The sequence below is a fragment of the Paracoccus sp. MC1854 genome, assembly GCF_014164635.1.
GTDB lineage: Bacteria > Pseudomonadota > Alphaproteobacteria > Rhodobacterales > Rhodobacteraceae > Paracoccus.
This window is the reverse complement of sequence record NZ_JACJFU010000004.1, coordinates 23581-43784: the sequence shown is the minus strand read 5'-3', so window position 1 is coordinate 43784 and position 20204 is coordinate 23581. Positions and strand designations below refer to the sequence as shown.

Below are 20204 nucleotides of genomic sequence, written 5' to 3'. Positions count from 1 at the left end.
ATATGACGCCCACAAGCGCCCTCAGGTTCCAGCGGCAAGAATGCGCCTGACCATTTCGGTGCTGTTGCCCGACAGCGACGGCAGGGCTGCGATCCGTTCCAACGCCGCGCGGGCGTGCTGCCGCCGCCCTGCGTCATAGCGGGGCCAGGTCTCGAACACCGTGGTCAGCCGGGCCGCCGTCTGCGGGTTCAGCGGGTCAAGCCGCATCAGCCAGCTGGCCACGAAATCATAGCCCGATCCGTCGCTTGCATGGAACGCTGTATGATTTGCTGCAAGTCCCCCTATCAGCGCGCGGAAGCGGTTGGGGTTCTTCCAGTCAAAGTCCGGCCTTTCGGCCAGCGCCTTTGCCACCTGTACCGCACGGGCGGGCGGGGCAGCCATCGGCTGGACCGAAAAGAACTTGTCCATCACCAGCCGGTTGCTTGAGAAGCGCCCCTCCATCTCGGCAAGCGCATCCCCTGCGCGGTCCAGCCGGACCAGGGTCGCCAGTGCCCCCATCCGTTCGGTCATGTTGGACGCGGCATCCCAGAGCGCCTGCGCCTTTTCGCCATCATCCAGCCGCGACAGAAGCCCCAGCGTGGCAAGCCGCAGCAACCGGCGCCCCGCCGAGGCAGCATCGGAAGAGTAGGGGCCGGGCACCTCCATCTCGTCGTAAATCTCGGCCAGAATCCCTTCATGCTCGGCGGCAAGTTGGGTCGCCAGATCCTCGCGGCCGCGATGGATCGCATCCGGGTCGGGCAGGCCGCCGCGCGAGGCGATCTCGGCTGCGATCTCATCCTCTCCGGGCAGTCGCAGCGCCAGGGCCACGAAGGCCGGATCGGCCTCCTTTTCGCCCAGAAGGCCGCCCAGCGCGTGACAGAAGACGCGGTCGGCCTGTCCTCCGCTGGCCATCGCCACCAGCGAGTCCAGCGCCAGTTCGTGCCCTGCCTGCCAGCGCGCGAAGGGATCGGTGTCATGGGCCAGCAGGATCGCGCGCTCGGCCGAGGTCATCTGCCGCTCGACCGTCACCGGGGCAGAGAAGCCGCGCAGCAGCGACACGACGGGGCGAGAGCCGAGGCCGGTGAAGTTGAAGGACTGCTCGGGCTCGGTCATCTCCAGCACACGGGTCGGCAGCAGTTCGTCGCCGTTCACCGAGATCAGGCCCACGGCGATGGGGATCACCCGCGCCGGCTTGTCAGGTTGGCCTGGCGTCGGCGCCGTGGACTGGGTGAACCGCAGGGTCAGGGTGCCGGCATCGCGGTCCCAGTCCTCTACCAGCGTCAGCCGCGGGGTGCCCGCGTCGGTGTACCAGCGCTTGAACTGGGCCAGGTCGCGCCCCGTAGCGTCCTCGAAGACCTTCAGCCAGTCCTCGATGGTGCAGGCCTGCCAGTCGTGGCGGTCAAAATAAAGGTCCAACGCCTTGCGATAGCTCTCGTCTCCCACAAGCCGCTTGAGCATCCCGATGACCTCGGCGCCCTTTTCATAAACGGTGGCGGTGTAGAAGTTGTTGATTTCCTCGTAGCGGTCGGGCCGGGGCGGATGCGCCAGCGGCCCCGCGTCCTCGCGGAACTGCCGCCCGCGCAGGGTCACCACGTCCTCGATCCGCTTCACCGCGGCCGAGCGCATGTCCGCCGTGAACTGCTGGTCGCGGAAAACCGTCAGCCCTTCCTTGAGGCAGAGCTGGAACCAGTCGCGGCAAGTGATCCTGTTTCCGGTCCAATTATGAAAATACTCATGCGCGATCACCGCCTCGATGCGTTCATAATCGGCATCGGTCGCGGTTTCGGGGGAAGCCAGAACCAGTTTCGAGTTGAAGATGTTCAATCCCTTGTTTTCCATGGCCCCCATGTTGAAGTCGTCCACGGCAACGATGTTGAACACGTCGAGGTCGTATTCGCGCCCGTAAGCCGTTTCGTCCCAGCGCATCGACTTTTTCAGGGCTTCCATCGCGAAGCCCGCGCGGTCGAGGTCGGCAGGCCGCACCCAGAAGTTCAGCGCGACCTTCCGTCCGGACATGGTGGTGAAGCTGTCCGACACGGCCTGCAACTCGCCCGCGACCAGCGCGAAGAGGTAGGCGGGCTTGGGCCAGGGATCGTGCCATTCGGCCCAACCCTCGCCTTGGGCGACGGGGTTCCCGTTCGACAGCAGCACCGGCAGGTCGGAGCGGACCGTCACCCGGAAGGGCGCCATCACGTCGGGGCGGTCGGGATACCAGGTTATGTGGCGAAAGCCTTCGGCCTCGCATTGGGTGCAGAAGATGCCGCCCGAAAGATACAGCCCCTCCAGCGCTGTGTTCGCCTCGGGGTCGATCTCGACGGTGGCGGCGAAGGTGAAGGGGCGGTCGGGCAGGGCGGGTTCGGCGATGGTCAGCGTCTCGACGGTGATCGCCAGATGCGCCGGATCGACCGGTTGCCCGTCGATCGTGACCGCGCCCGTCCGCAGCCCCGCGCCGCCGTCCAGCACCAGCGGCCCCGGCGCGTGGCGCTGAAGATCCAGTTCCGACCTGACGACCGTGCCCTTTGGCGCCAGCGTCACATCCAGCCGAGTCTCGGTGATGCGAAACGGCCACGGTTTGTAATCATTGAGAAAACGGGTTTCCCCCATCCTGTGCCCTGCCTGATAAAAATGGTTCTTCCGCGGAACTTGTGCTTGAGCGGAGTGTTAAGCGCAGGATTACCGGGTCGCAAGCCGACGCCGCAGTTCCGCTATGAGGCGAACGAGGGCGTGGCGGTCCCGACAGATCAGATACCTCAAGGAGACCATCATGGCCAACTACGACCCGAACGATCCGCGCCGCACCGATGCCACCGATCCGCATCGCCCCGTCGATCCGAGCGGCCGCAACACCGTCGTGACCGAAACCTATGTCGAACCGGTCGAGAAGAAGGCCTCGCCGCTTCCGCTGATCATCGGTATCCTTCTGGCACTGGCGCTAGCCTGGTGGCTGCTGTCCAGCTTCATGGGCAATGACGAGGTGGCCGATACGACCACCACGACGACCACCACCGCTCCGGCCACGACCACCGACCCGGCCGCCGTGACCACGACCACCGACACGGCGACCGACACCGCCACGGACACCACTGACGCTGCCGCGACGACCACTGTCGATACGCCGGCCGGCACCGCCGCCGGGACCGCGACCGCGACGACAGACGGCACGGGCGCCGATGCGGCTGCCGATGCTGCGGGCACCGCTGCCGATGCCGCCGCTGATGCCGCGACCGATGCCGCCGCCGCGACGGGCGCCGCGGCCGCTGATGCCGCGACTGATGCGGATGCCGCCACCACGACGACCACGGTTCCGGTCACCAACCCGTCGAACTGAGGCCGTTTCCTGTTGCCGGTTCGTGCCGGCCGCCATCTGGAACCGCCGCGTGCGTGCGCGGCGGTTCTTTCTTGTGTGTGACGCCGCGGCGGATTGCGGGCGGGGCACGGGCTTTCACCGTCTTGTGAAAGATTGTTGCGCAGTGATAATGCGGGCGCAACACACGGACGAGAGGGGATGGGCTCGGTGAGAATAGGCGCGCTGAAAGAGACTTTCGACGGTGAGGCGCGGGTTGCCGTCACACCGTCCTCGGCCGGGCATCTGCAGAAGCTCGGGCACGAGGTTCACGTCGAATCGGGGGCGGGGGCCCGCGCGGGTTTCTCGGATGCCGCTTATGAACGGGCAGGCGTGACGGTTCATCCGACCGCCGCCGCGCTGGTCGGCGCGGTCGATGTGGTCGCCAAGGTGCGCCCGCCGTCCGAGGAGGAACTGGGCATGATGCGCGAGGGGCAGACGCTCATCTCGTTCTTCTATCCCGGCCAGAATGCCGAGCTGCTGGAACGCGCCCGCGACCTTGGCGTGAACGCCATTGCCATGGACATGGTCCCCCGGATCAGCCGCGCGCAGAAGATGGACGCGCTGTCCTCGATGGCCAACATCGCGGGCTACCGCGCGGTGATCGAGGCCGCCAACAACTTCGGCCGCTTCTTCACCGGGCAGGTGACGGCCGCGGGCAAGGTGCCGCCCGCCAAGGTGCTGGTCGTGGGCGCGGGCGTCGCCGGGCTTGCCGCCATCGGCGCGGCCACCAGCCTCGGCGCGCAGGTCTATGCCTTCGACGTCCGCCCCGAGGTGGCCGAGCAGATCGAATCCATGGGGGCAGAGTTCGTTTATCTCGACTTCGCCGATCAGGTGCAGGACGGCGCAACCACCGGAGGCTATGCCGCGCCCTCAAGCCCCGAGTTCCTCGCCAAGCAGCTTGGAAAGTTCCGCGCGCTTGCGCCCGAGATGGACATCGTCATAACCACGGCGCTGATCCCGGGCCGCCCGGCGCCCAAGCTGTGGACCGAGGACATGGTCCGCATGATGAAGCCCGGCTCGGTCATCGTGGACCTTGCGGCCGAACGCGGCGGCAACTGCGACCTGACCGTGCCGGACGAGAAGATCGTGACCGAGAACGGCGTCACGATCATCGGCTACACCGACTTCCCCTCGCGCATGGGGGCGCAGGCCTCCGAGCTTTACGGCAACAACGTCCGCCACATGCTGACCGACCTGACGCCCGCCAAGGACGGCACGCTGGTCCACAACATGGAGGATGACGTGATCCGCGGCGCGACGGTGACGCGCGAACGCGACATCACCTGGCCGCCGCCGCCGCCCAAGGTGCAGGCCATCGCCGTGCAGAAGCCGCGCGAGAAGGCCAAGGAGCCGACGCCGGAAGAACGACGCGCCGCCGAGGCGCTGGCCTTCCGCCGCCAGACCCGCAGCCAGATCGGGATGCTGGTCACGGGCGGCGCGGTCATGCTGCTGGTCGGGCTGTTCGCCCCGGCCTCGTTCCTGCAGCATTTCATCGTCTTCGTGCTGTCTGTCTTCATCGGCTTCCAGGTCATCTGGAACGTCGCCCATTCGCTGCACACGCCGCTGATGGCGATCACCAACGCGATCTCGTCGATCGTGATCCTCGGCGCGCTGCTGCAGATCGGCTCGGGGTCCGGGCTGATCGTCATCCTCGCGGCGCTGGCCGTGCTGATGACGGCCGTCAACATCTTCGGCGGCTTCCTGGTCACGCGCCGGATGCTCGCCATGTTCCAGAAGTCGTAAGGGGGCGTCGATGGAGACCACCGTGATCACCACTTCGCCCGCAACCGGCATGGACCCGGTCGTGGCGCCCGCCTCGATGGTCGAGGCATTGCCGGCCTACGGCTTCACCAGCGCGGCCTATGTCGTGGCCGCCGTCCTGTTCATTCTCGCGCTGGGCGGGCTTTCCGGCCAGGAAAGCGCCAAGCGCGCCATCTGGTACGGCATCGTCGGCATGGGGCTGGCCGTGCTGGCCACGCTGTTCGGCCCCGGCTGGGACAACTGGTGGCTGTCGATCCTGATGATCGCCCTCGGCGGCGTCGGCGGCTACGTGCTGGCCACCCGCGTCCAGATGACCGAGATGCCGCAGTTGATCGCCGCGATGCACAGCCTCGTCGGCCTTGCCGCCGTCCTGATCGGGGTGAACGCGCAGCTTGAACTGGGCCGTGTCGTTGCCGCCCGGCTGAACGGCCTGACCGACGTGTTCCAGGGCTTCGCCGCCGTGCTGGCCCACAAGTCCCCGGCCGAGATCGCCATGCTCAAGGTCGAGGTTGCGCTGGGCATCTTCATCGGCGCCGTGACCTTCACCGGCTCGATCGTGGCCTATGGCAAGCTCGCCGGGAAGATCGACGGCAAGCCGAAGAAGCTGCCGGGCGGCCACATGCTGAACCTGAGCGCCGCGATCCTGTCGCTGCTGCTGCTGATCTTCTACGTCGCGGGCTGGGGCCCGGCGATGCTGTGGCTGATCCTGCTGGCAATCATCGCGGGCTTCATCGGCTGGCACCTCATCATGGGGATTGGCGGGGCCGACATGCCGGTCGTGGTCTCGATGCTGAACAGCTATTCGGGCTGGGCCGCGGCGATGATCGGCTTCACGCTGTCCAATGACCTGCTGATCGTGGTGGGCGCGCTGGTCGGCTCCTCGGGTGCGATCCTGTCCTACATCATGTGCAAGGCGATGAACCGCAGCTTCATCTCGGTCATCCTCGGCGGCTTCGGCGGCGAGGCGGGTCCCGCAATGGAGATCGAGGGCGAGCAGATCGCCATCGACGCCGAAAGCGTGGCGGCGGCCCTGAACGAGGCCGACAGCGTCATCATCGTCCCCGGCTACGGCATGGCGGTGGCGCAGGCGCAGCAGTCAGTGTCGGAACTGACCCGCAAGCTGCGCGCGGCGGGGAAAGAGGTGCGCTTCGCCATCCACCCCGTCGCCGGCCGCCTGCCGGGCCACATGAACGTGCTGCTGGCCGAGGCGAGGGTGCCCTATGACATCGTTCTGGAAATGGACGAGATCAACGAGGACTTCCCCTCGACCGACGTGGTGATCGTCATCGGCTCGAACGACATCGTGAACCCGGCCGCGCAGGAAGACCCCAACAGCCCCATTGCCGGGATGCCGGTGCTGGAGGTCTGGAAGGCCAAGCAGGTGTTCGTGTCCAAGCGCGGTCAGGGCACGGGCTATTCGGGCATCGAGAACCCGCTGTTCTACAAGGAGAACACGCGCATGTTCTACGGCGACGCCAAGAAGTCGCTGGACGCGCTGCTGCCGATGATCGACTGATCGCAGAGCCTGAAACGAAAGAACCCCCCGCCATCGTGCGGGGGTTTTCCATTTTCGCTGAAGGGGCTGTGCAGGGCAGAGCCGTTGCTTGGCGAGTGACCGCGCCGACGTCTTTTCGATAGACCCGCCCTACGGATTGATCAGGATCGGCGTTCCGTCGCGGACCATGGCATAGATGTCCTCCATCTCGGCGTCGGTCACGGCGATGCAGCCTGCCGTCCAGTCCCGCTTCACTGGTGCGAGCGCCTTTCCCTCGGGACCCTGCCCGTGGATGAAGATGTCGCCGCCGGGATGCTTGCCCTGCATCAGCGCAAAGCCGCTGTCCTGGGGGTTGGGATAGGAAACCCCGATGGACAGGTGATAGCGGCTGTCCGGGTTCCGCCGGTCGATATGGTAAAGCCCTTCGGGCGTCTTGCCGTCGCCCGAGAACTGCTTGTGACCGATGGGCTCGTTCCCAAGGCCGATGTTGTAACCCCCGATCAGGTTCGACCCGCTCAGGAACAGCATCTGCCGGGCCGACTTGTTCACCACGATCTGCGTGACCGGAGGCCCGTTGTAGGTCTTGAACTTGCTGGGCGCACAAGAGGCGGCCAGCGCCACAAGCAGCGCGGCCACCGACAATCGAAGGGTGCGTTTCATCGTCTGTCCCGTCGTTTTGCGTTCACCCTGCCGGAAGCACCGGGTCCGCGCAACGGCGGGGCCGATCACGAACGCCTCATCGCCGCGCAAGGGACGGCTTGCGCCCGGCGCTTCTTTGCGGCTTTCGTCACCCCATGACCGAACCCGCCGCCATGCCCCGGACCACCCCGCAGCAGCTGGACCACCCGCTGCGCTACGAGATGGTGAACGAACTGCACGCCCGCCCCTCGCCGCGGCTGGTGGTGCCCTGCACGGCGGTCTATCTGGCCTTCAAGGAGCCTCGGGACGCCGCCAACCGCGACCGCAGCGTCGACATCGCGCATCTGGCCGAACTGGTCATGCGGCATGGCGCCCCGGCGCCCCAAGACGACGCCGGCCACTATGCCGCCCAACTCGGCCGGCACGAGTTGCGATGGGAAAGCCATACCGAGTTCGTCAGCTACGCCGGCTTCACCCCCGGCCAGCCGCATCGCCCCTTCGACCCTGCGCTGGCCGAGATGTTCCCCGCCGACTGGCAGGCCCGCGCGCCGGGCCGCCGGGTGGCGGCGGCGATGGTCCATGTCGCGACGATGCCGGACGATCCAGACGCGATCACGCCGCTTCTGTCGTCCTGGTTCGCGACCGACGGGCTGGTCGCGGTGCAGGTGCTGGACGGCACGGCAGTGGTCGCCACCGACTTCCGCATCGACCCGGCGGGCTGGATGCGCTTTGCCGTCTTCGCCGCGCCGGACCTGGGGGCAGGGCGGCTGGGGCGCGTGGTGCAGCGGCTGCTGGAACTGGAAACCTACCGCGCGATGTCGATGCTGGCGCTGCCGCGGGTGCGGGCGCTGAATGCCACCATGAACACGCTGGAAACCCGCCTGACGGCGCTGGTCGAAAGGCTCGGCGACGACACCCGGCCGGCCGAAACGGTGCTGCACGAGTTGCTGACCCTGTCGCTCAAGCTCGAATCGGCGGCGACGCAGCACGGCTTCCGCTTCGGCGCGACGCGGGCCTACGAGGCGATCGTCCATGACCGCATCGCGTCCTTGCGCGAGAAGCGCTTTCAGGGGCGGCAGACGCTGAACGAATTCATGGTGCGCCGCTTCCTGCCCGCGATGCGGACGGTCCAGTCGGCCGAGTTGCGGCTGGACGCGATGGTGGACCGCGCCGCGCGGGCGGGCGAGCTGCTGCGGACCCGCGTCGATGTCCAGCGCAGCGGCCAGAACCAGGCGCTGCTGGAACGCATGGACCGCCGCGCCGACCTGCAACTGCGCCTGCAGCACACGGTCGAGGGGCTGTCGGTCGTCGCGATCAGCTATTACGCCGTGGGCCTTCTGGGCTATGCGGTCTATCCTCTGGCCGAATCCGCGGGGATCGAGCGCAGCATCCTCATCGCGGCGCTGACGCCGCTGGTGGTCCTGACCGTCTGGCTGGGGATGCGGCGAGTAAGGGCGAAGCTGCACGATGCCGCCGGCGACCGTGCCGGCCACGGCGACCTTTGACACGGAGAAGATGATGAAGACCCTGCTTGCCCTATCCGCGCTGCTGGCGCTGGCTGCCTGCGGTGTGCCGCTGGTTCCGTTCATCTGATGGCGGACGGGAACCGACGGCTCGCCATGCTCGGGCTTTCGCATTGCTCGACCTGCCAGAAGGCACAGGCAGCGCTGGAGGAAGCCGGCTGGAGCGTGGACTTCCGCGATGTCAGGGACGCGCCGCTGTCGCAGGACGAACGCGCGCGTCTTGTTTCCGATTTCGGCGACAAGCTCATCAACCGGGCCAGCCTGACTTGGCGCGGGATGTCCGAGGAGGAACGCGCCGAGGACCCAGTCGCGATGCTTCAGGCGCGTCCCTCGGTGATGAAGCGGCCCGCCATCGTCGCCGGGGACCAGCGGTTCCTGGGCTGGACAGCAAGCGTCAAGCGGGCGCTCGGGGTGCCTGCGTGAATCAGACGATATAGCGGTCGCGGCGGTGGTTGATCGCAATGACGAGGTTCAGAACCGCCGCGCCCGACGCTGACCAAAGCACCCGTTCCAGCGGCAGGACCATGAGCGCGACGGCGAACAGCACCGCGTCGAAGCCCATCTGCACCCAGCCCGCCTTGACCCCCAGGCGGTCCTGGAGATCCAGCGCCACGGCCCCGATCCCGCCGAGGCTGGTGCGATGCCGGAACAGCGCCAGCAGCCCCGCGCCCGAGACGAAGCCCGCCAGCAGAGCTGCCGCGCCCGGATGCAGGCTGTCGAAGCTGATGAGCTTCGGCAGCAGCATTGAGGCCGCCACCATCAGCAGCACCGCCGCGATGGTGCGGCGCAGGAATCCAAGTCCCATCCGCCGGTAGCCGAAGCCGTAGAAAGGCAGGCTCAGCACCAGATAGACCGGCCCAAAGCCCCAGCCGGTCGCCTGCGCGATCAGCAGCGCGAGTCCCGCAAGCTGCCCGGTGATCAGCCCCGCGCTGCCCAGCAGCAATGCCCCGAAGGCGGCCATGACCGCGCCGAAGATGATTCCCTGTGCATCCTCGAGCCGGCTGTGCGGATGAGGCTCGGGCAGTGCAGGGCTGTCCGGGGCAATCGGCGTAGCGCTGTTCATGGCGCGGGGATGCCGAAGGCAGATCGCCCTGTCCAGAGGTGCCGTGCGGTTCCTGATGATGCGACTTGTCCGCAGTTCAAGTGTGAGTCCGGCCTTCGGTATCACAGCGGATGGAACTGCTGCCGCGAGGTCTCGACTCGGTTCCCTGCGGTGCAGGCGGGGAGGGACGTCAGCTTTGTGCGAGGGTTTCAGGTGATCTGCATTTCCAGGGTCCCATGCAGCCCCAACCAGAAGTTGGCAACTGTCAGAGGAACGTCGGTGACGGCTGCTGCCCGCTTGACGGCAGTGGAAAGACGATGACTGCTCGACTGCATCAATCGGATCAGAATGCCCTTTGGATCAGGGGAACGCCTGCATTTTCTGCTGTGCAGAGCCCGCAGACAGTGCCGCGCCGACGATGTGGCGGACAGCCTGGCATGGCTCGCCCAGTTGACCACAGGGAACAAGGCTGGTGACGAGCAAGGGGCTATCCGAAAAGTCAAACGAACTTGTCTATCGGATTTATGATGTCGGCAACGAAGGGTGAAGGCCCTGAATGGACCTGTCCTCAAAGGGTTATATCAACCCCGACGGTCCATGCAGCAGGCGTTTGCAGCGCCAGATCTGCCCTTTTGCCGATAAAGGCGGCCCGTCGTGCCCTATCGTGTGGCGCTGGTGTGTTCTGCATCCAGCCGGCTGATCCGGTGGGTCATCAGGTCAAACAGCCTGTCACGGTCCAGATCGCGAATGAAGAGCGCGTTCAGCGCGCGGTCCGTCGCGCCCCACCAGTCGGCGACGGTCATGCCGCGGGTCCAGTGGCCCCCGGTCTCGATCTCGACATTGACGCGACGCCCCGTGAAAAGGCTCGGGTCAATAACCCAGGCGACGGCGCAGGGATCGTGCAGCGGCGCCCCCTCGGCGCTGTATTTCTCGCGGTCGAAGCGTTCGTAGGAGGAGGTCCAGCCGGCGACCGCAGCACCGATCGGGCCGGTTGCGCGCATCGTCTCGATCCAGTCGCGGCTGGTCAGCGCCCTGTGCGTCGCATCCAGCGGCAGGACCACCAGATCGGCGCCCGAGGCAAAGACCTCGGCGGCGGCAAGGGGATCGACGTGGATGTTGAACTCGGCGGCGGGCGTCACGTTGCCGAAGGTGCCGCCGCCCATCAGGACGATGCGCCCGACCCGGCCGGCAATGTCGGGGGCGCGGCGGAGGGCCTCGGCGATGTTCGTCAGCGGCCCGATGGGCACAAGGGTCACGCTGCCCGCAGGCTCTCGCCGGATCGTCTCGACGATGAAATCGGCGGCATGGCCGGGGGCTACCGGCATCGTGGGCTCGGGCAGATCCACACCGGCAAGGCCAGTTTCGCCATGGATATGCTCGGCCGTGATCAGCCGACCCTCCAGCGGCGCCTCGCAGCCGGCATGAACGGGGAGGTCGCGACGGCCGGCAAGCTCGCAGATCTGCAGGGCGTTCCGCAGCGTCAGGGAAAGCGGAACGTTTCCGGCAACGACCGTGAGGCCCAGCACCTCGAGTTCGGGGGCGCCCAGCGCGAGCAGGATCGCCACGGCGTCGTCCTGGCCCGGATCGGTGTCGATGATGATCTTCTGCGTCATGGTCTGCCCCTCACATCACATCCCCGATTGCCCCATCTCGTCGGGGCAGGGAAGGGGCATGATCGCATAAGCGACCGGGGCGCAGGGCGAGCGGACCACCGGAACCACGCGGCTTGATGCCGTGGCCAAGGGGGCAGCAAGCCCTGTTCCCTGAAAACCCTGAGGCGCCATGGAAGGCGGACGGCTCAGGCTCCGACGGCCATCCGCTCGGCCCGCACCGATTCCTGCGGGTCGCGCAGGACATAGCCGCGGCCCCAGACCGTCTCGATGTGGTTCTCGCCGCCCAGCGCTTCGCTGAGCTTCTTGCGCAGCTTGCAGATGAAGACGTCGATGATCTTGAGTTCCGGCTCGTCCATGCCGCCGTAAAGATGGTTCAGGAACATTTCCTTCGTCAGCGTCGTGCCCTTGCGCAGGCTGAGAAGCTCGAGCATCTGGTATTCCTTGCCCGTCAGGTTCACCGCGCGCCCGTCCACCTCGACCGAGCGGGCGTCGATGTTGACGACCATGCGTCCGGTGCGGATGACAGCCTGGCTGTGGCCCTTGGAGCGGCGGATGATGGCCTGGATGCGGGCGACCAGCTCTTCCCGGTGGAAGGGCTTGGTCATGTAGTCGTCGGCGCCGAAGCCGAAGCCGCGCAGCTTGATCTCGGTGTCGTCGGAACCGGTCAGGATCAGGATCGGCGTGTCCACCCGCGACAGGCGGATCTGGCGCAGGACCTCCATCCCGTTCATGTCGGGCAGGTCCAGGTCCAGCAGGATCAGATCGTAGTCATACAGCTTGGCAAGATCCACGCCCTCTTCGCCCATGTCGGTCAGGTAGACGTTGAAATTGGCGTGGCTGAGCATCAGTTCGATGCTGCGCGCGGTGGTCGGATCATCCTCGACCAGCAGAATCCGCATGACTTGGTCTCCCTCGTGTTTCGTGATGTCTCACACTAGGGATCTAATAGTTAAGATCCGGTTAGCGCGCCATCACGAATCAGCCTCAGGTTGAGCGCAGGCGATTTTTGCGGATCGCCTTCACCTTCAGCGCCGCCGGTCCCAAGCACGAGGAGGTGGCGATCCAGCCGTCCAGTTCCTCCTCGCTGAGCCCGTAGCGGGCGATCGCCTCGTCGCGGGTCAGAAGCCCATGGTCAATGGCCTGCACAACCGTCGCCTTGCGCCGGGCAACCCAGCGTTCCGTTCCCGTGGGCAGGTCTGCAAGCGTCAGCACGGTGCCATCCCCCAGGGTCGCTGTCCTGGGACGCGAAGATTTTCGGACGAACATGGCTTGCTTTCCCCGTGGTTGCCGTTTGTCCCTGTGTGTCATCAAGCCGTTAAGTCCTGGTGAATGCGAGCCGGTTGAATCAATCCGCATTCGTCGTATATTCCGGCATTCTGCCAGTTCCCGTCTGAACGGACATTCCCGTGACAGTGCAAGATCCGCGCGGCACCGCGCCCGCCCTGAACAGCCTCGGCTTTGCCCGTCCCCCCGCCGAAACGCGGGTCGTCGTCGCCATGTCGGGCGGCGTCGACAGTTCGGTGGTGGCCGCGCTGCTCAAGTCGGAAGGCTATGACGTGATCGGCGTCACCCTGCAGTTGTATGACCACGGCGCCGCGCTGAAGAAGAAAGGCGCCTGCTGCGCCGGTCAGGACATCCACGACGCCCGTCGCGTGGCGGAACGCATCGGCATCCCGCATTACGTGCTGGATTACGAGAACCGTTTCCGCGAGTCGGTGATCGAGGAATTCGCCGACGCCTATCTGGCGGGGGCGACCCCGGTCCCCTGCATCCGCTGCAACGAGCGGGTGAAGTTCCGCGACCTGCTGGAAACCGCGCGCGAGCTGGACGCCGACTGCATGGCGACCGGCCATTACATCCGCCGCCTGGAAGGCGCGGACGGGGCCGAACTGCACATGGCCGCGGACGGCAACCGCGACCAGAGCTATTTCCTGTTCTCGACCACCCGCGAGCAATTGGAATTCCTGCGCTTTCCGCTGGGCGGCCTTGCAAGCAAGGCAGAGACGCGGGCGTTGGCCGCGCGCTACGGGCTGGTTGTCGCCGACAAGCCGGACAGCCAGGACATCTGCTTCGTGCCCGAAGGCAACTATGCCGCGGTGATCGAGAAGCTGCGCCCCGGCGCCGCCGATCCCGGCGATATCGTGGACATGGAGGGCAACGTGCTGGGGCAGCATCGCGGCGTGATCCACTATACTATCGGCCAGCGCCGCGGCCTCGGCATCGGGGGCTTGGGCGATCCGCTTTATGTGGTGCGGCTGGATCCCGGGGCGCGCCATGTGGTCGTCGGACCGCGTTCGGCGCTGGCGACCCGGACCGTGCCGGTGGCCGAGGTCAACTGGCTGGGCGACGGCGCTTTCACCGATATGGCGGAACGCGAGATCGCCGTCCGCATCCGCTCGACCCGGCCGCCCGCGCCGGCGATGCTGCGCCCCACCGGCCCAACCACGGCCGAGGTCGTTCTTGCCGAGGCCGAGCAGGGCGTCAGCCCCGGACAGGCCTGCGTCTTCTACGAAGCCGGATCGACCCGCGTGCTGGGCGGTGGCTGGATCACCAAAAGGGAGTCACGTCGATGAGCGAGCCGGCCGAAATCGGGATCAGGATGAACAACGGCCAAGAGGCCCGGCTGGCTGACTGGGCCGGCCATGTGGTGCTGGTCGTCAATGTCGCCTCGAAATGCGGTCTGACCCCCCAGTATGAGGGGCTGGAGGCCCTGCATCGCGCGAAAAAGGATCAGGGGCTGGTCATCCTCGGCGTGCCCGCCAACGACTTCAAGCAGCAGGAACCGGGGACTGACGCCGAGATCCTCGATTTCTGCCAGACCCGCTTTGACATCAGCTTTCCGCTGGCCGCCAGGACCTCTGTCGTGGGCGCGGACAAGCACGCGCTTTATGCGCATCTGATCGCCGAGGCGCCGGCTGCGGAAGGCGACGGGCCGTGGCGCACCCGGCTGGAAGGCTTCGGGATTCCCGTGAATCCGGCGCCCGAGGTGCAGTGGAACTTTGAGAAATTCCTGATTGGTCGCGATGGCTCGGTTGTTGGCCGCTTTGCGCCCGACGTCGCGGCGGACGATCCGCGGCTGGTCGCGGCCATCGACCGCGCGCTGGCCAAGCCGGCCTGAGTTCAAGCCACCGCGGCAGCCGCGCTGTCACGGATGCGCTGGACCATGGCCCGCAGGCCGTTCGACCGCTGGGCCGACAGATGCGCGTCAAGGCCGAGCCGCCCAAGCTCGGCCGGGGCATCCACCTTTTCGACCTCATCCACGGGCAGGCCGGAATAAAGCGCGTGCAGCACCGCGATCAGGCCGCGCACAATCAGCGCGTCGCTCTCGCCCTGGAAGTCGAAGCGGCCATCCTGGACCCTCGGCATGATCCAGACCTGGCTCGCACAGCCATCGACCTTGGTGGCGGGGACCTGCAGCGCCGGGTCCATCGGCGGCATGGCACGGCCAAGCTCGATCACGTGGCGGTAGCGGTCTTCCCAACTGTCGAGGAAGTCGAAGGTGTCGGCGATGTCTTCAAAGGCGGGCGTGGCCATGATGGCTCCCTGCGTCTGCTGCGGGCGCGTGATATAGTGCCTTGGACGGTCAAGGTCAAAGCGCCCCCTTCCGGCACCGGCGCCGATGTCCTATCACGGGCGGGACGCAAGCCAAGGGGAAGCCTGTCGATGAACCGCGCATTCTGGCCGATGGCCGCCTGCCTGATGCTCGCCGGCTGCGGCGACAGCAGCCTGAACCCGATGCGCTGGTTCGGAGGAGAGCGCGCGCCCCGCGCCGCCCAGACGCTCGCCCCTGAGGGGGGCTACGATACCCGTAACGACGACCGCCTGCCGATGGGGCAGGTGCTTTCAGCCCGGTGGGAACAGACGCTGGAAGGCCGCCTGCTGGTCGTCACCGCGATGCCGCCGACCAAAGGCTGGTGGAACGTCGAGCTTGTGACGGAAACACCCCGACCGGCGGACAGGGTGCTGCCCGATCCCGACGGCGTGCTGCGGCTGCGACTGGTCGGCGCGCCGCCGCCTGCGGACAGCACGGCCGCTCGGATGCCGGCGCAGCCCGGTTCCGACACGCTGACCATCGCCCTGCCGCTCAGTTCGCCTGTCCTGTCTCGGATGCATTCGGTCGTCGTGGCGGGCGCGGCGAACGCGATCTCGCTGGGGGTCTGAGGCGTCCCCGCCTCAGCGCATCTGGCGCAGATAGGTCCAGGTCGGCACCAGCGCGTTGCGCGCAACCGACCAGCTTTCCGCATCGCCAAGATAGGCAAAGCCCGCATTGGTCAGCACCTTGGCCGAGCCGGGATTATCCTGGAACGCTTCGGCGAACAGGGTGCGCGAGCGATGCGGGTTCGCCGCCACCAGCGCCTGCACGGCTTCGGTCGCCACGCCAGTGTTCCAGAAACCCGAGCCTATCCAGAAGCCGAGCTCGGACCTGTCAGGCTCGATCCGGGTCAGAGAGACGACGCCCAGAAGCTCGCCTAGCCCCGAAGCGGCCGCGTCGATGGCCCAGACATCCTCGGTCCGGTTTGGGGCCGTGGCGCGGGCCACATATTGCTCGGCCGCTCCGGGCGGCAGGGGATGGGGGATTGCCCGCGTCCCCTCAGCCACGCGGCGATCCGCGGTGTAATGCTGGATCAGCCCCGAATCCGAGGTGCGAAGCGGGCGCAATATAAACCGGCCGGCCGGAATCGGGGCCTGGGCGTCCGACTGCGCAAGATCCGGCGTCGCCGTGCCATAGGTCCGGTTGCCGGTCAAAAGTTCGGGCTGATCCATTGCTGCTCCCCCAGTTGGTCGCCGGCTGGGCGGCGAGCCTGAAATGCGAACGGGGACCGGCCGTGCCGATCCCCGTTGCAATGTGCTTGCGCCGATCGGCTTACTCGGCCGCGATGGCCGCGGGTTCGATCGAGATGAAGGTTCGACCCTTCAGGCCCTTGCGGAAGGTGACGGTGCCTTCGGTCAGGGCGAACAGCGTGTGGTCGCGGCCCATGCCGACGTTCTGGCCCGGCCACCACTGGGTGCCGCGCTGACGCACGATGATGTTGCCGGCAAGGGCGGACTGGCCGCCGAACAGCTTGACGCCAAGACGGCGACCGGCAGAATCGCGGCCGTTCCGGGACGAGCCGCCTGCTTTCTTGTGTGCCATGGATCAGTTCTCCTCAGCGGTGGTGGCGGTTTCGGCCGATTTCTCGGCGGCTTCGCCGCTGGTGACGCGGCGGGCCATCTCGGCCTGCTCGGTCTTGTTCAGGGCATAGCGATCGTCACCGGCAACCCGGTTGCGGCCGGCGGCACGGGCGCCCACGGCGGCCTTGACGTCCGACGAGTCCGCGCCGGTTTCCAGCAGCTCGGTCACGCGCAGCAGGGTCAGTTGCTGGCGATGCCCACGGGTGCGCTGCGACGAATGCTTGCGGCGGCGCTTGTGGAAGGTGATGACCTTGTCGGCCTTGATGGTGTCGATGACCTCGGCCACGACGCCCGCGCCGCTGACCAGAGGCGCGCCGATGGTCGAGCCGATCATCAGGATTTCGTCGAACCGGACCTTCTCGCCGGCTTCGGCGGCCAGTTTCTCGACGCGCAGCACATCACCGGGCTGAACCCGGTACTGCTTGCCGCCCGTCTTCAGGACTGCGAACATCGTCTTGTCTTTCCCTTGCCGCGCCCTGTGGCCCCGGTTTCCCGGCGTTCGTCGGGCCTTGCAGGCCCCTGCCTTCGGACAGCGCACCCTTGCGGGGTGGTGTTAAAATGAACAGCCGGCCAAGGGCGCAAGCCCGGCCGGTCGCCGGTATATGGCAAATCGTGCAGGCCGAGTCAACGATTTCCACCTCTGCCGGCTTGTTCTTCTTTCTGGTGGAAATACCCCGGTCGCAGCGCTTCAGTCCTCGGCGCGCTCGGCCAGTTGAAGCCATTCCTCTTCGGCCGCCGCCAAGGCCATCTGCCGCTCGGCCAGCCCTTCCGAGGCCTTGGCGAACTTGGCGGGCGCGGTCTGGAACAGGTCCGGCTGGGCCAGGAACTCGGCCAGCTTCGCGATCTCGGCCTCGGTGCGTTCCATGATCGCGGGCAGCGCCTCAAGCCGGTGCTTCTCGGTGAAGCTGAGGCCGTTCCTGCGCGGCGCATCCGCCTTGGCCGCCTCGGCCTTGGCAGGCCGTTCCGGGGCCGTAACCGCCTCGGGCGCATCCTCGCCGCGCTGGGCGCGATAGTCGCTCCAGCCTCCGGCGTAGATCAAGGCGCGGCCGTCGCCTTCCATCGCCACGGTCGTATCCGCCACCCGGTCGATGAAGTCACGGTCGTGGCTGACCAGCAGCACGGTGCCGTCGTATTCGCCGAGGATGTCCTGCAGCAGGTCCAGCGTCTCGATGTCGAGATCGTTCGTCGGCTCGTCCAGCACCAGCAGATTCGAGGGCCGCGCCATGATCCGCGCAAGCAGCAGCCGCGCCTTTTCCCCGCCTGACAGGCTGCCGACCGGAGCGCGTGCCTGCGCGTCGTCGAACAGGAAATCCTTGAGATATCCCACGACGTGCTTCGGCTGGCCGCGCACCATGATCTGATCGGACCGGCCCGAGACCCGCATCGCGGGGTCGTTCGTCAGCGCCTCCCAAAGCGACACGTTGTCGTCGATGGAGGAACGGGCCTGATCGAAGACGGCGATCTCAAGATTGGTGCCATGAGTCACCGTCCCGGTGTCGGGTAGTATCTCCCCCGTCAGCATCTTGATCAGCGTTGTCTTCCCCGCCCCGTTCGGCCCGACAAAGGCGACCCGGTCGCCGCGCATCACCCGCAGATCGAAGGGCCGCAGGATCACCCGATCACCGAAAGCCTTGGAGATCCCCTTGGCCTCGATCACCCGCTTGCCCGACTGCTGGCCTGATTCCAGCGCCATCGCCGCCGTGCCCTGCCGCCGGATCTGTCCCGCGCGCTCTGCCCGCATCGCCTGCAGCGCCCGCACCCGGCCCATGTTGCGCTTGCGCCGGGCGCTGATGCCCTCCACGGCCCAGCGCGCCTCGGCCTTGATCTTGCGGTCCAGCTTGTGGCGCGCGTCGTCCTCGACGGCCCAGGTTTCCTCGCGCCATTCCTCGAAGTCCTCGAAGCCCTTTTCCTGCCGCCGCACCTCGCCCCGGTCGATCCACAGCGTCGCCCGCGTCAGCCGCCGCAAAAAGGCGCGGTCGTGCGAAATCAGGACGAAGGCCGCCCGCGTCTCGGAAAGCTGCTGTTCCAGCCAGCCGATCGCCTCGATGTCGAGGTGGTTCGTGGGTTCGTCCAGCAACATCAGTTCCGGCGCCTCGGCCAGCAGGCGCGCCAGAGCCGCCCGCCTGCGCTCGCCGCCGCTCGCGGTGGCGACGGGGCGGTCAGGGTCGAACTTCAGCCCTTCGGCCGCCATTTCGACGCGGTAGTCCTCGCCAGGGCCAAGGCCCGCCGCGGCGAACTCGCCCAAGGTCGCATAGGCCGACAGGTCCGGGTCCTGCTCCATATAGCCGACGGTGGTGCCGGTGGGGACAATGACCTCGCCCCCGTCGGGTTCGACCAGCCCGGCCATGACCTTCATCAGCGTGGACTTGCCCGAGCCGTTGCGCCCGACCAGAGCCACCCGGTCGCCGGGATGGACAGTCAGGGACAGCCCCTCGAACACGGGATTGCCGCCGAAGGTGAGCGATATGTCGGTCAGTTGCAGAAGGGGTGCGCGGGCCATAGTGGGCGACTATCCGCGCGCCGCCAGCCCGTCAACCAAGCGCCACTAGCAGCTGCGCTGCCAGCCCGTGCAGCTCATCCCGGTAGCCGGTGCGCCCCGAGGGCTGGTCGGGGTCCGAGGTCATCGCAATCGCCACCGCTGGCCACCCCCGCACGGCAGGCGCGACATAGATCATCTGCCCGCCGTAGCCCCAGCCATAGTTGACCGGCCGCCCCGCCATCCGCGCCAGGAACCAGCCATAGCCATAGCTCGAGCCTGTGAACATCGACTGCGTCCGGGGCCGCCAGCTTTCCGCGATCCAAGCCGCCGGGATCACGCCCGCGCCGCCCTCTGCATAAGCCGTGCCGAAGGCCAGCAGCGAGCGCGTGCTCATCGCCATCTGGTTGCCGCCAAGGTGGATGCCCTGCGGGTCACACTCCCAATCCGCGATCTGGAAGCCTGGCAGGTCCAGCCATTCGCGCGCAAGCGCCAGGGTTGAGCGGCCCGATGCGCGCGTCAGCATGGCGGATACGAGGTGGCTCGATGCCGTGGAATACAGCATCCGCCCGCCTGGCTCGGCGACAAAGGGCGCCGCCAGCGCCGCCCGGACCCAGTTCCGGCTGCCGACCCATGCGCCGTAGTTCGCGCCCGACTGGCGTTCCAGCCCCGCCTGCATCGACAGCAGGTTGCCCAGCGTGACGCGGAACAGCCTATTGTCAGGGTTCGCAGGGAAATCGTCGCGCAGCACATCCGCGACGGGCTGATCCGCGCCCTTCAGGACGCCGCGCCCGATGGCGATCCCCGCCAGCGCCGAAACGATCGACTTCGAGGCTGACTTGATGTTGGTCGGTCGGTCAGGCGTGAAGCCGTGATAGCCGCGCGCGGCGACCTCTCTGTTGCCCTGCCAGATGGCAATGGCACGCAACTGGCCATGCGCCTCGGCCGCACCGAGGGTCATGTCCAGCGTCGCCGCCTGGGCCATGCCGCCGGAAGGCAGCGCAAGGGCAGGGGCCGCGAGGCCGAGGGCAAGCAGGCTGCGTCGGGTCACTGTCATGCGCGCCATGTCGGGTGCCCGCGGCGCTTGCGCAACCTTGCTTCCCCTCACGTTACAAGGATGGCCAAAACGGCCGGGCCGCTGGACAAGCGCGCCCGTGT

The 20204-nt window shown here is 67.1% G+C and carries 19 protein-coding genes and 1 pseudogene; 8 read left to right on the top strand and 12 right to left on the bottom strand.

The genetic code is table 11. The features are described 5' to 3' along the window. Positions 1-21 precede the first annotated feature (21 nt). Positions 22-2583 carry an aminopeptidase N gene (pepN, locus tag H5395_RS04745; protein ID WP_182791378.1) on the bottom strand — a complete coding sequence of 854 codons (2562 nt, stop codon included), beginning with the start codon at positions 2581-2583 and terminating at the stop codon, positions 22-24. Between the two features lie 160 nt (positions 2584-2743). On the opposite strand from pepN, the gene H5395_RS04740 reads away from it, so the two are divergent. The 3 genes from H5395_RS04740 (at position 2744) to H5395_RS04730 (ending at position 6602) form a co-directional block, all read left to right on the top strand. Further along, the gene (locus H5395_RS04740; protein ID WP_182791377.1) at positions 2744-3307 is read left to right on the top strand and encodes a hypothetical protein; all 564 of its coding nucleotides are present in this window, start codon (positions 2744-2746) and stop codon (positions 3305-3307) included. Positions 3308-3493: 186 nt separating this feature from the next. Then, positions 3494-5068 (top strand): Re/Si-specific NAD(P)(+) transhydrogenase subunit alpha, encoded by a 1575-nt coding sequence (locus H5395_RS04735; protein ID WP_182791376.1) that lies wholly within the window; start codon positions 3494-3496, stop codon positions 5066-5068. Between the two features lie 76 nt (positions 5069-5144). Further along, positions 5145-6602, top strand: a complete 1458-nt coding sequence (locus H5395_RS04730) for an NAD(P)(+) transhydrogenase (Re/Si-specific) subunit beta (protein WP_182791527.1) — start codon at positions 5145-5147, stop codon at positions 6600-6602. 129 nt (positions 6603-6731) lie between these two features. Here H5395_RS04730 and H5395_RS04725 read toward each other — a convergent pair whose 3' ends face one another. Continuing rightward, on the bottom strand, positions 6732-7241 hold the full coding sequence (locus tag H5395_RS04725) for a murein L,D-transpeptidase family protein (protein WP_182791375.1): 510 nt from the start codon (positions 7239-7241) through the stop codon (positions 6732-6734). Between the two features lie 134 nt (positions 7242-7375). On the opposite strand from H5395_RS04725, the gene H5395_RS04720 reads away from it, so the two are divergent. Next, entirely contained in the window at positions 7376-8725 is a 1350-nt protein-coding gene (locus H5395_RS04720) for a DUF3422 family protein (RefSeq protein WP_255440525.1), read from the top strand. 114 nt (positions 8726-8839) lie between these two features. Next, positions 8840-9166, top strand: a complete 327-nt coding sequence (locus H5395_RS04715; RefSeq protein ID WP_182791374.1) for an arsenate reductase family protein — start codon at positions 8840-8842, stop codon at positions 9164-9166. A 1-nt stretch (position 9167) separates the two neighbouring features. Here H5395_RS04715 and H5395_RS04710 read toward each other — a convergent pair whose 3' ends face one another. The 4 genes from H5395_RS04710 to H5395_RS04695 all read right to left on the bottom strand — a co-directional run bounded on the left by H5395_RS04710 (position 9168) and on the right by H5395_RS04695 (position 12664). Then, positions 9168-9806 (bottom strand): YitT family protein, encoded by a 639-nt coding sequence (locus H5395_RS04710; RefSeq protein ID WP_234450832.1) that lies wholly within the window; start codon positions 9804-9806, stop codon positions 9168-9170. A 638-nt stretch (positions 9807-10444) separates the two neighbouring features. Further along, positions 10445-11398, bottom strand: a complete 954-nt coding sequence (locus tag H5395_RS04705) for a nucleoside hydrolase (protein WP_182791373.1) — start codon at positions 11396-11398, stop codon at positions 10445-10447. Positions 11399-11583: 185 nt separating this feature from the next. Beyond that, on the bottom strand, positions 11584-12297 hold the full coding sequence (gene ctrA / locus H5395_RS04700; protein WP_182791372.1) for a response regulator transcription factor CtrA: 714 nt from the start codon (positions 12295-12297) through the stop codon (positions 11584-11586). 85 nt (positions 12298-12382) lie between these two features. After that, positions 12383-12664, bottom strand: coding sequence for a DUF1153 domain-containing protein (locus H5395_RS04695; protein ID WP_182791371.1), 282 nt, complete (start codon positions 12662-12664; stop codon positions 12383-12385). A 140-nt stretch (positions 12665-12804) separates the two neighbouring features. Here H5395_RS04695 and mnmA point away from each other — a divergent pair, with 140 nt between their 5' ends. Together mnmA and H5395_RS04685 are read left to right on the top strand one after the other, a co-directional pair. After that, on the top strand, positions 12805-13971 hold the full coding sequence (gene mnmA / locus H5395_RS04690) for a tRNA 2-thiouridine(34) synthase MnmA (RefSeq protein ID WP_234450833.1): 1167 nt from the start codon (positions 12805-12807) through the stop codon (positions 13969-13971). Next, the gene (locus H5395_RS04685) at positions 13968-14516 is read left to right on the top strand and encodes a glutathione peroxidase (RefSeq protein WP_182791370.1); all 549 of its coding nucleotides are present in this window, start codon (positions 13968-13970) and stop codon (positions 14514-14516) included. The genes mnmA and H5395_RS04685 overlap by 4 nt, the downstream gene beginning before the upstream one ends. 2 nt (positions 14517-14518) lie before the next feature. On the opposite strand, the gene H5395_RS04680 is transcribed toward H5395_RS04685, so the two are convergent. After that, positions 14519-14932 carry a SufE family protein gene (locus H5395_RS04680; protein WP_182791369.1) on the bottom strand — a complete coding sequence of 138 codons (414 nt, stop codon included), beginning with the start codon at positions 14930-14932 and terminating at the stop codon, positions 14519-14521. Positions 14933-15061: 129 nt separating this feature from the next. On the opposite strand from H5395_RS04680, the gene H5395_RS04675 reads away from it, so the two are divergent. Continuing rightward, on the top strand, positions 15062-15559 hold the full coding sequence (locus tag H5395_RS04675) for a hypothetical protein (RefSeq protein WP_234450834.1): 498 nt from the start codon (positions 15062-15064) through the stop codon (positions 15557-15559). 12 nt (positions 15560-15571) lie between these two features. On the opposite strand, the gene H5395_RS04670 is transcribed toward H5395_RS04675, so the two are convergent. The 5 genes and pseudogenes from H5395_RS04670 to H5395_RS04650 all read right to left on the bottom strand — a co-directional run bounded on the left by H5395_RS04670 (position 15572) and on the right by H5395_RS04650 (position 20112). Beyond that, positions 15572-16162, bottom strand: coding sequence for a GNAT family N-acetyltransferase (locus tag H5395_RS04670; protein WP_182791368.1), 591 nt, complete (start codon positions 16160-16162; stop codon positions 15572-15574). Between the two features lie 100 nt (positions 16163-16262). Beyond that, complete coding sequence (gene rpmA, locus H5395_RS04665; RefSeq protein WP_182791367.1) at positions 16263-16532, bottom strand: 50S ribosomal protein L27; 270 nt, start codon at positions 16530-16532, stop codon at positions 16263-16265. A 143-nt stretch (positions 16533-16675) separates the two neighbouring features. Next, positions 16676-17021 (bottom strand): annotated as a pseudogene (gene rplU, locus H5395_RS04660) (50S ribosomal protein L21); the annotation flags it as partial. A 237-nt stretch (positions 17022-17258) separates the two neighbouring features. Further along, positions 17259-19070: an ABC-F family ATP-binding cassette domain-containing protein gene (locus H5395_RS04655; RefSeq protein ID WP_182791365.1), complete on the bottom strand. Its 1812-nt coding sequence runs from the start codon at positions 19068-19070 to the stop codon at positions 17259-17261. Positions 19071-19101: 31 nt separating this feature from the next. Next, complete coding sequence (locus tag H5395_RS04650; protein ID WP_234450835.1) at positions 19102-20112, bottom strand: serine hydrolase; 1011 nt, start codon at positions 20110-20112, stop codon at positions 19102-19104. Positions 20113-20204 lie beyond the last annotated feature (92 nt).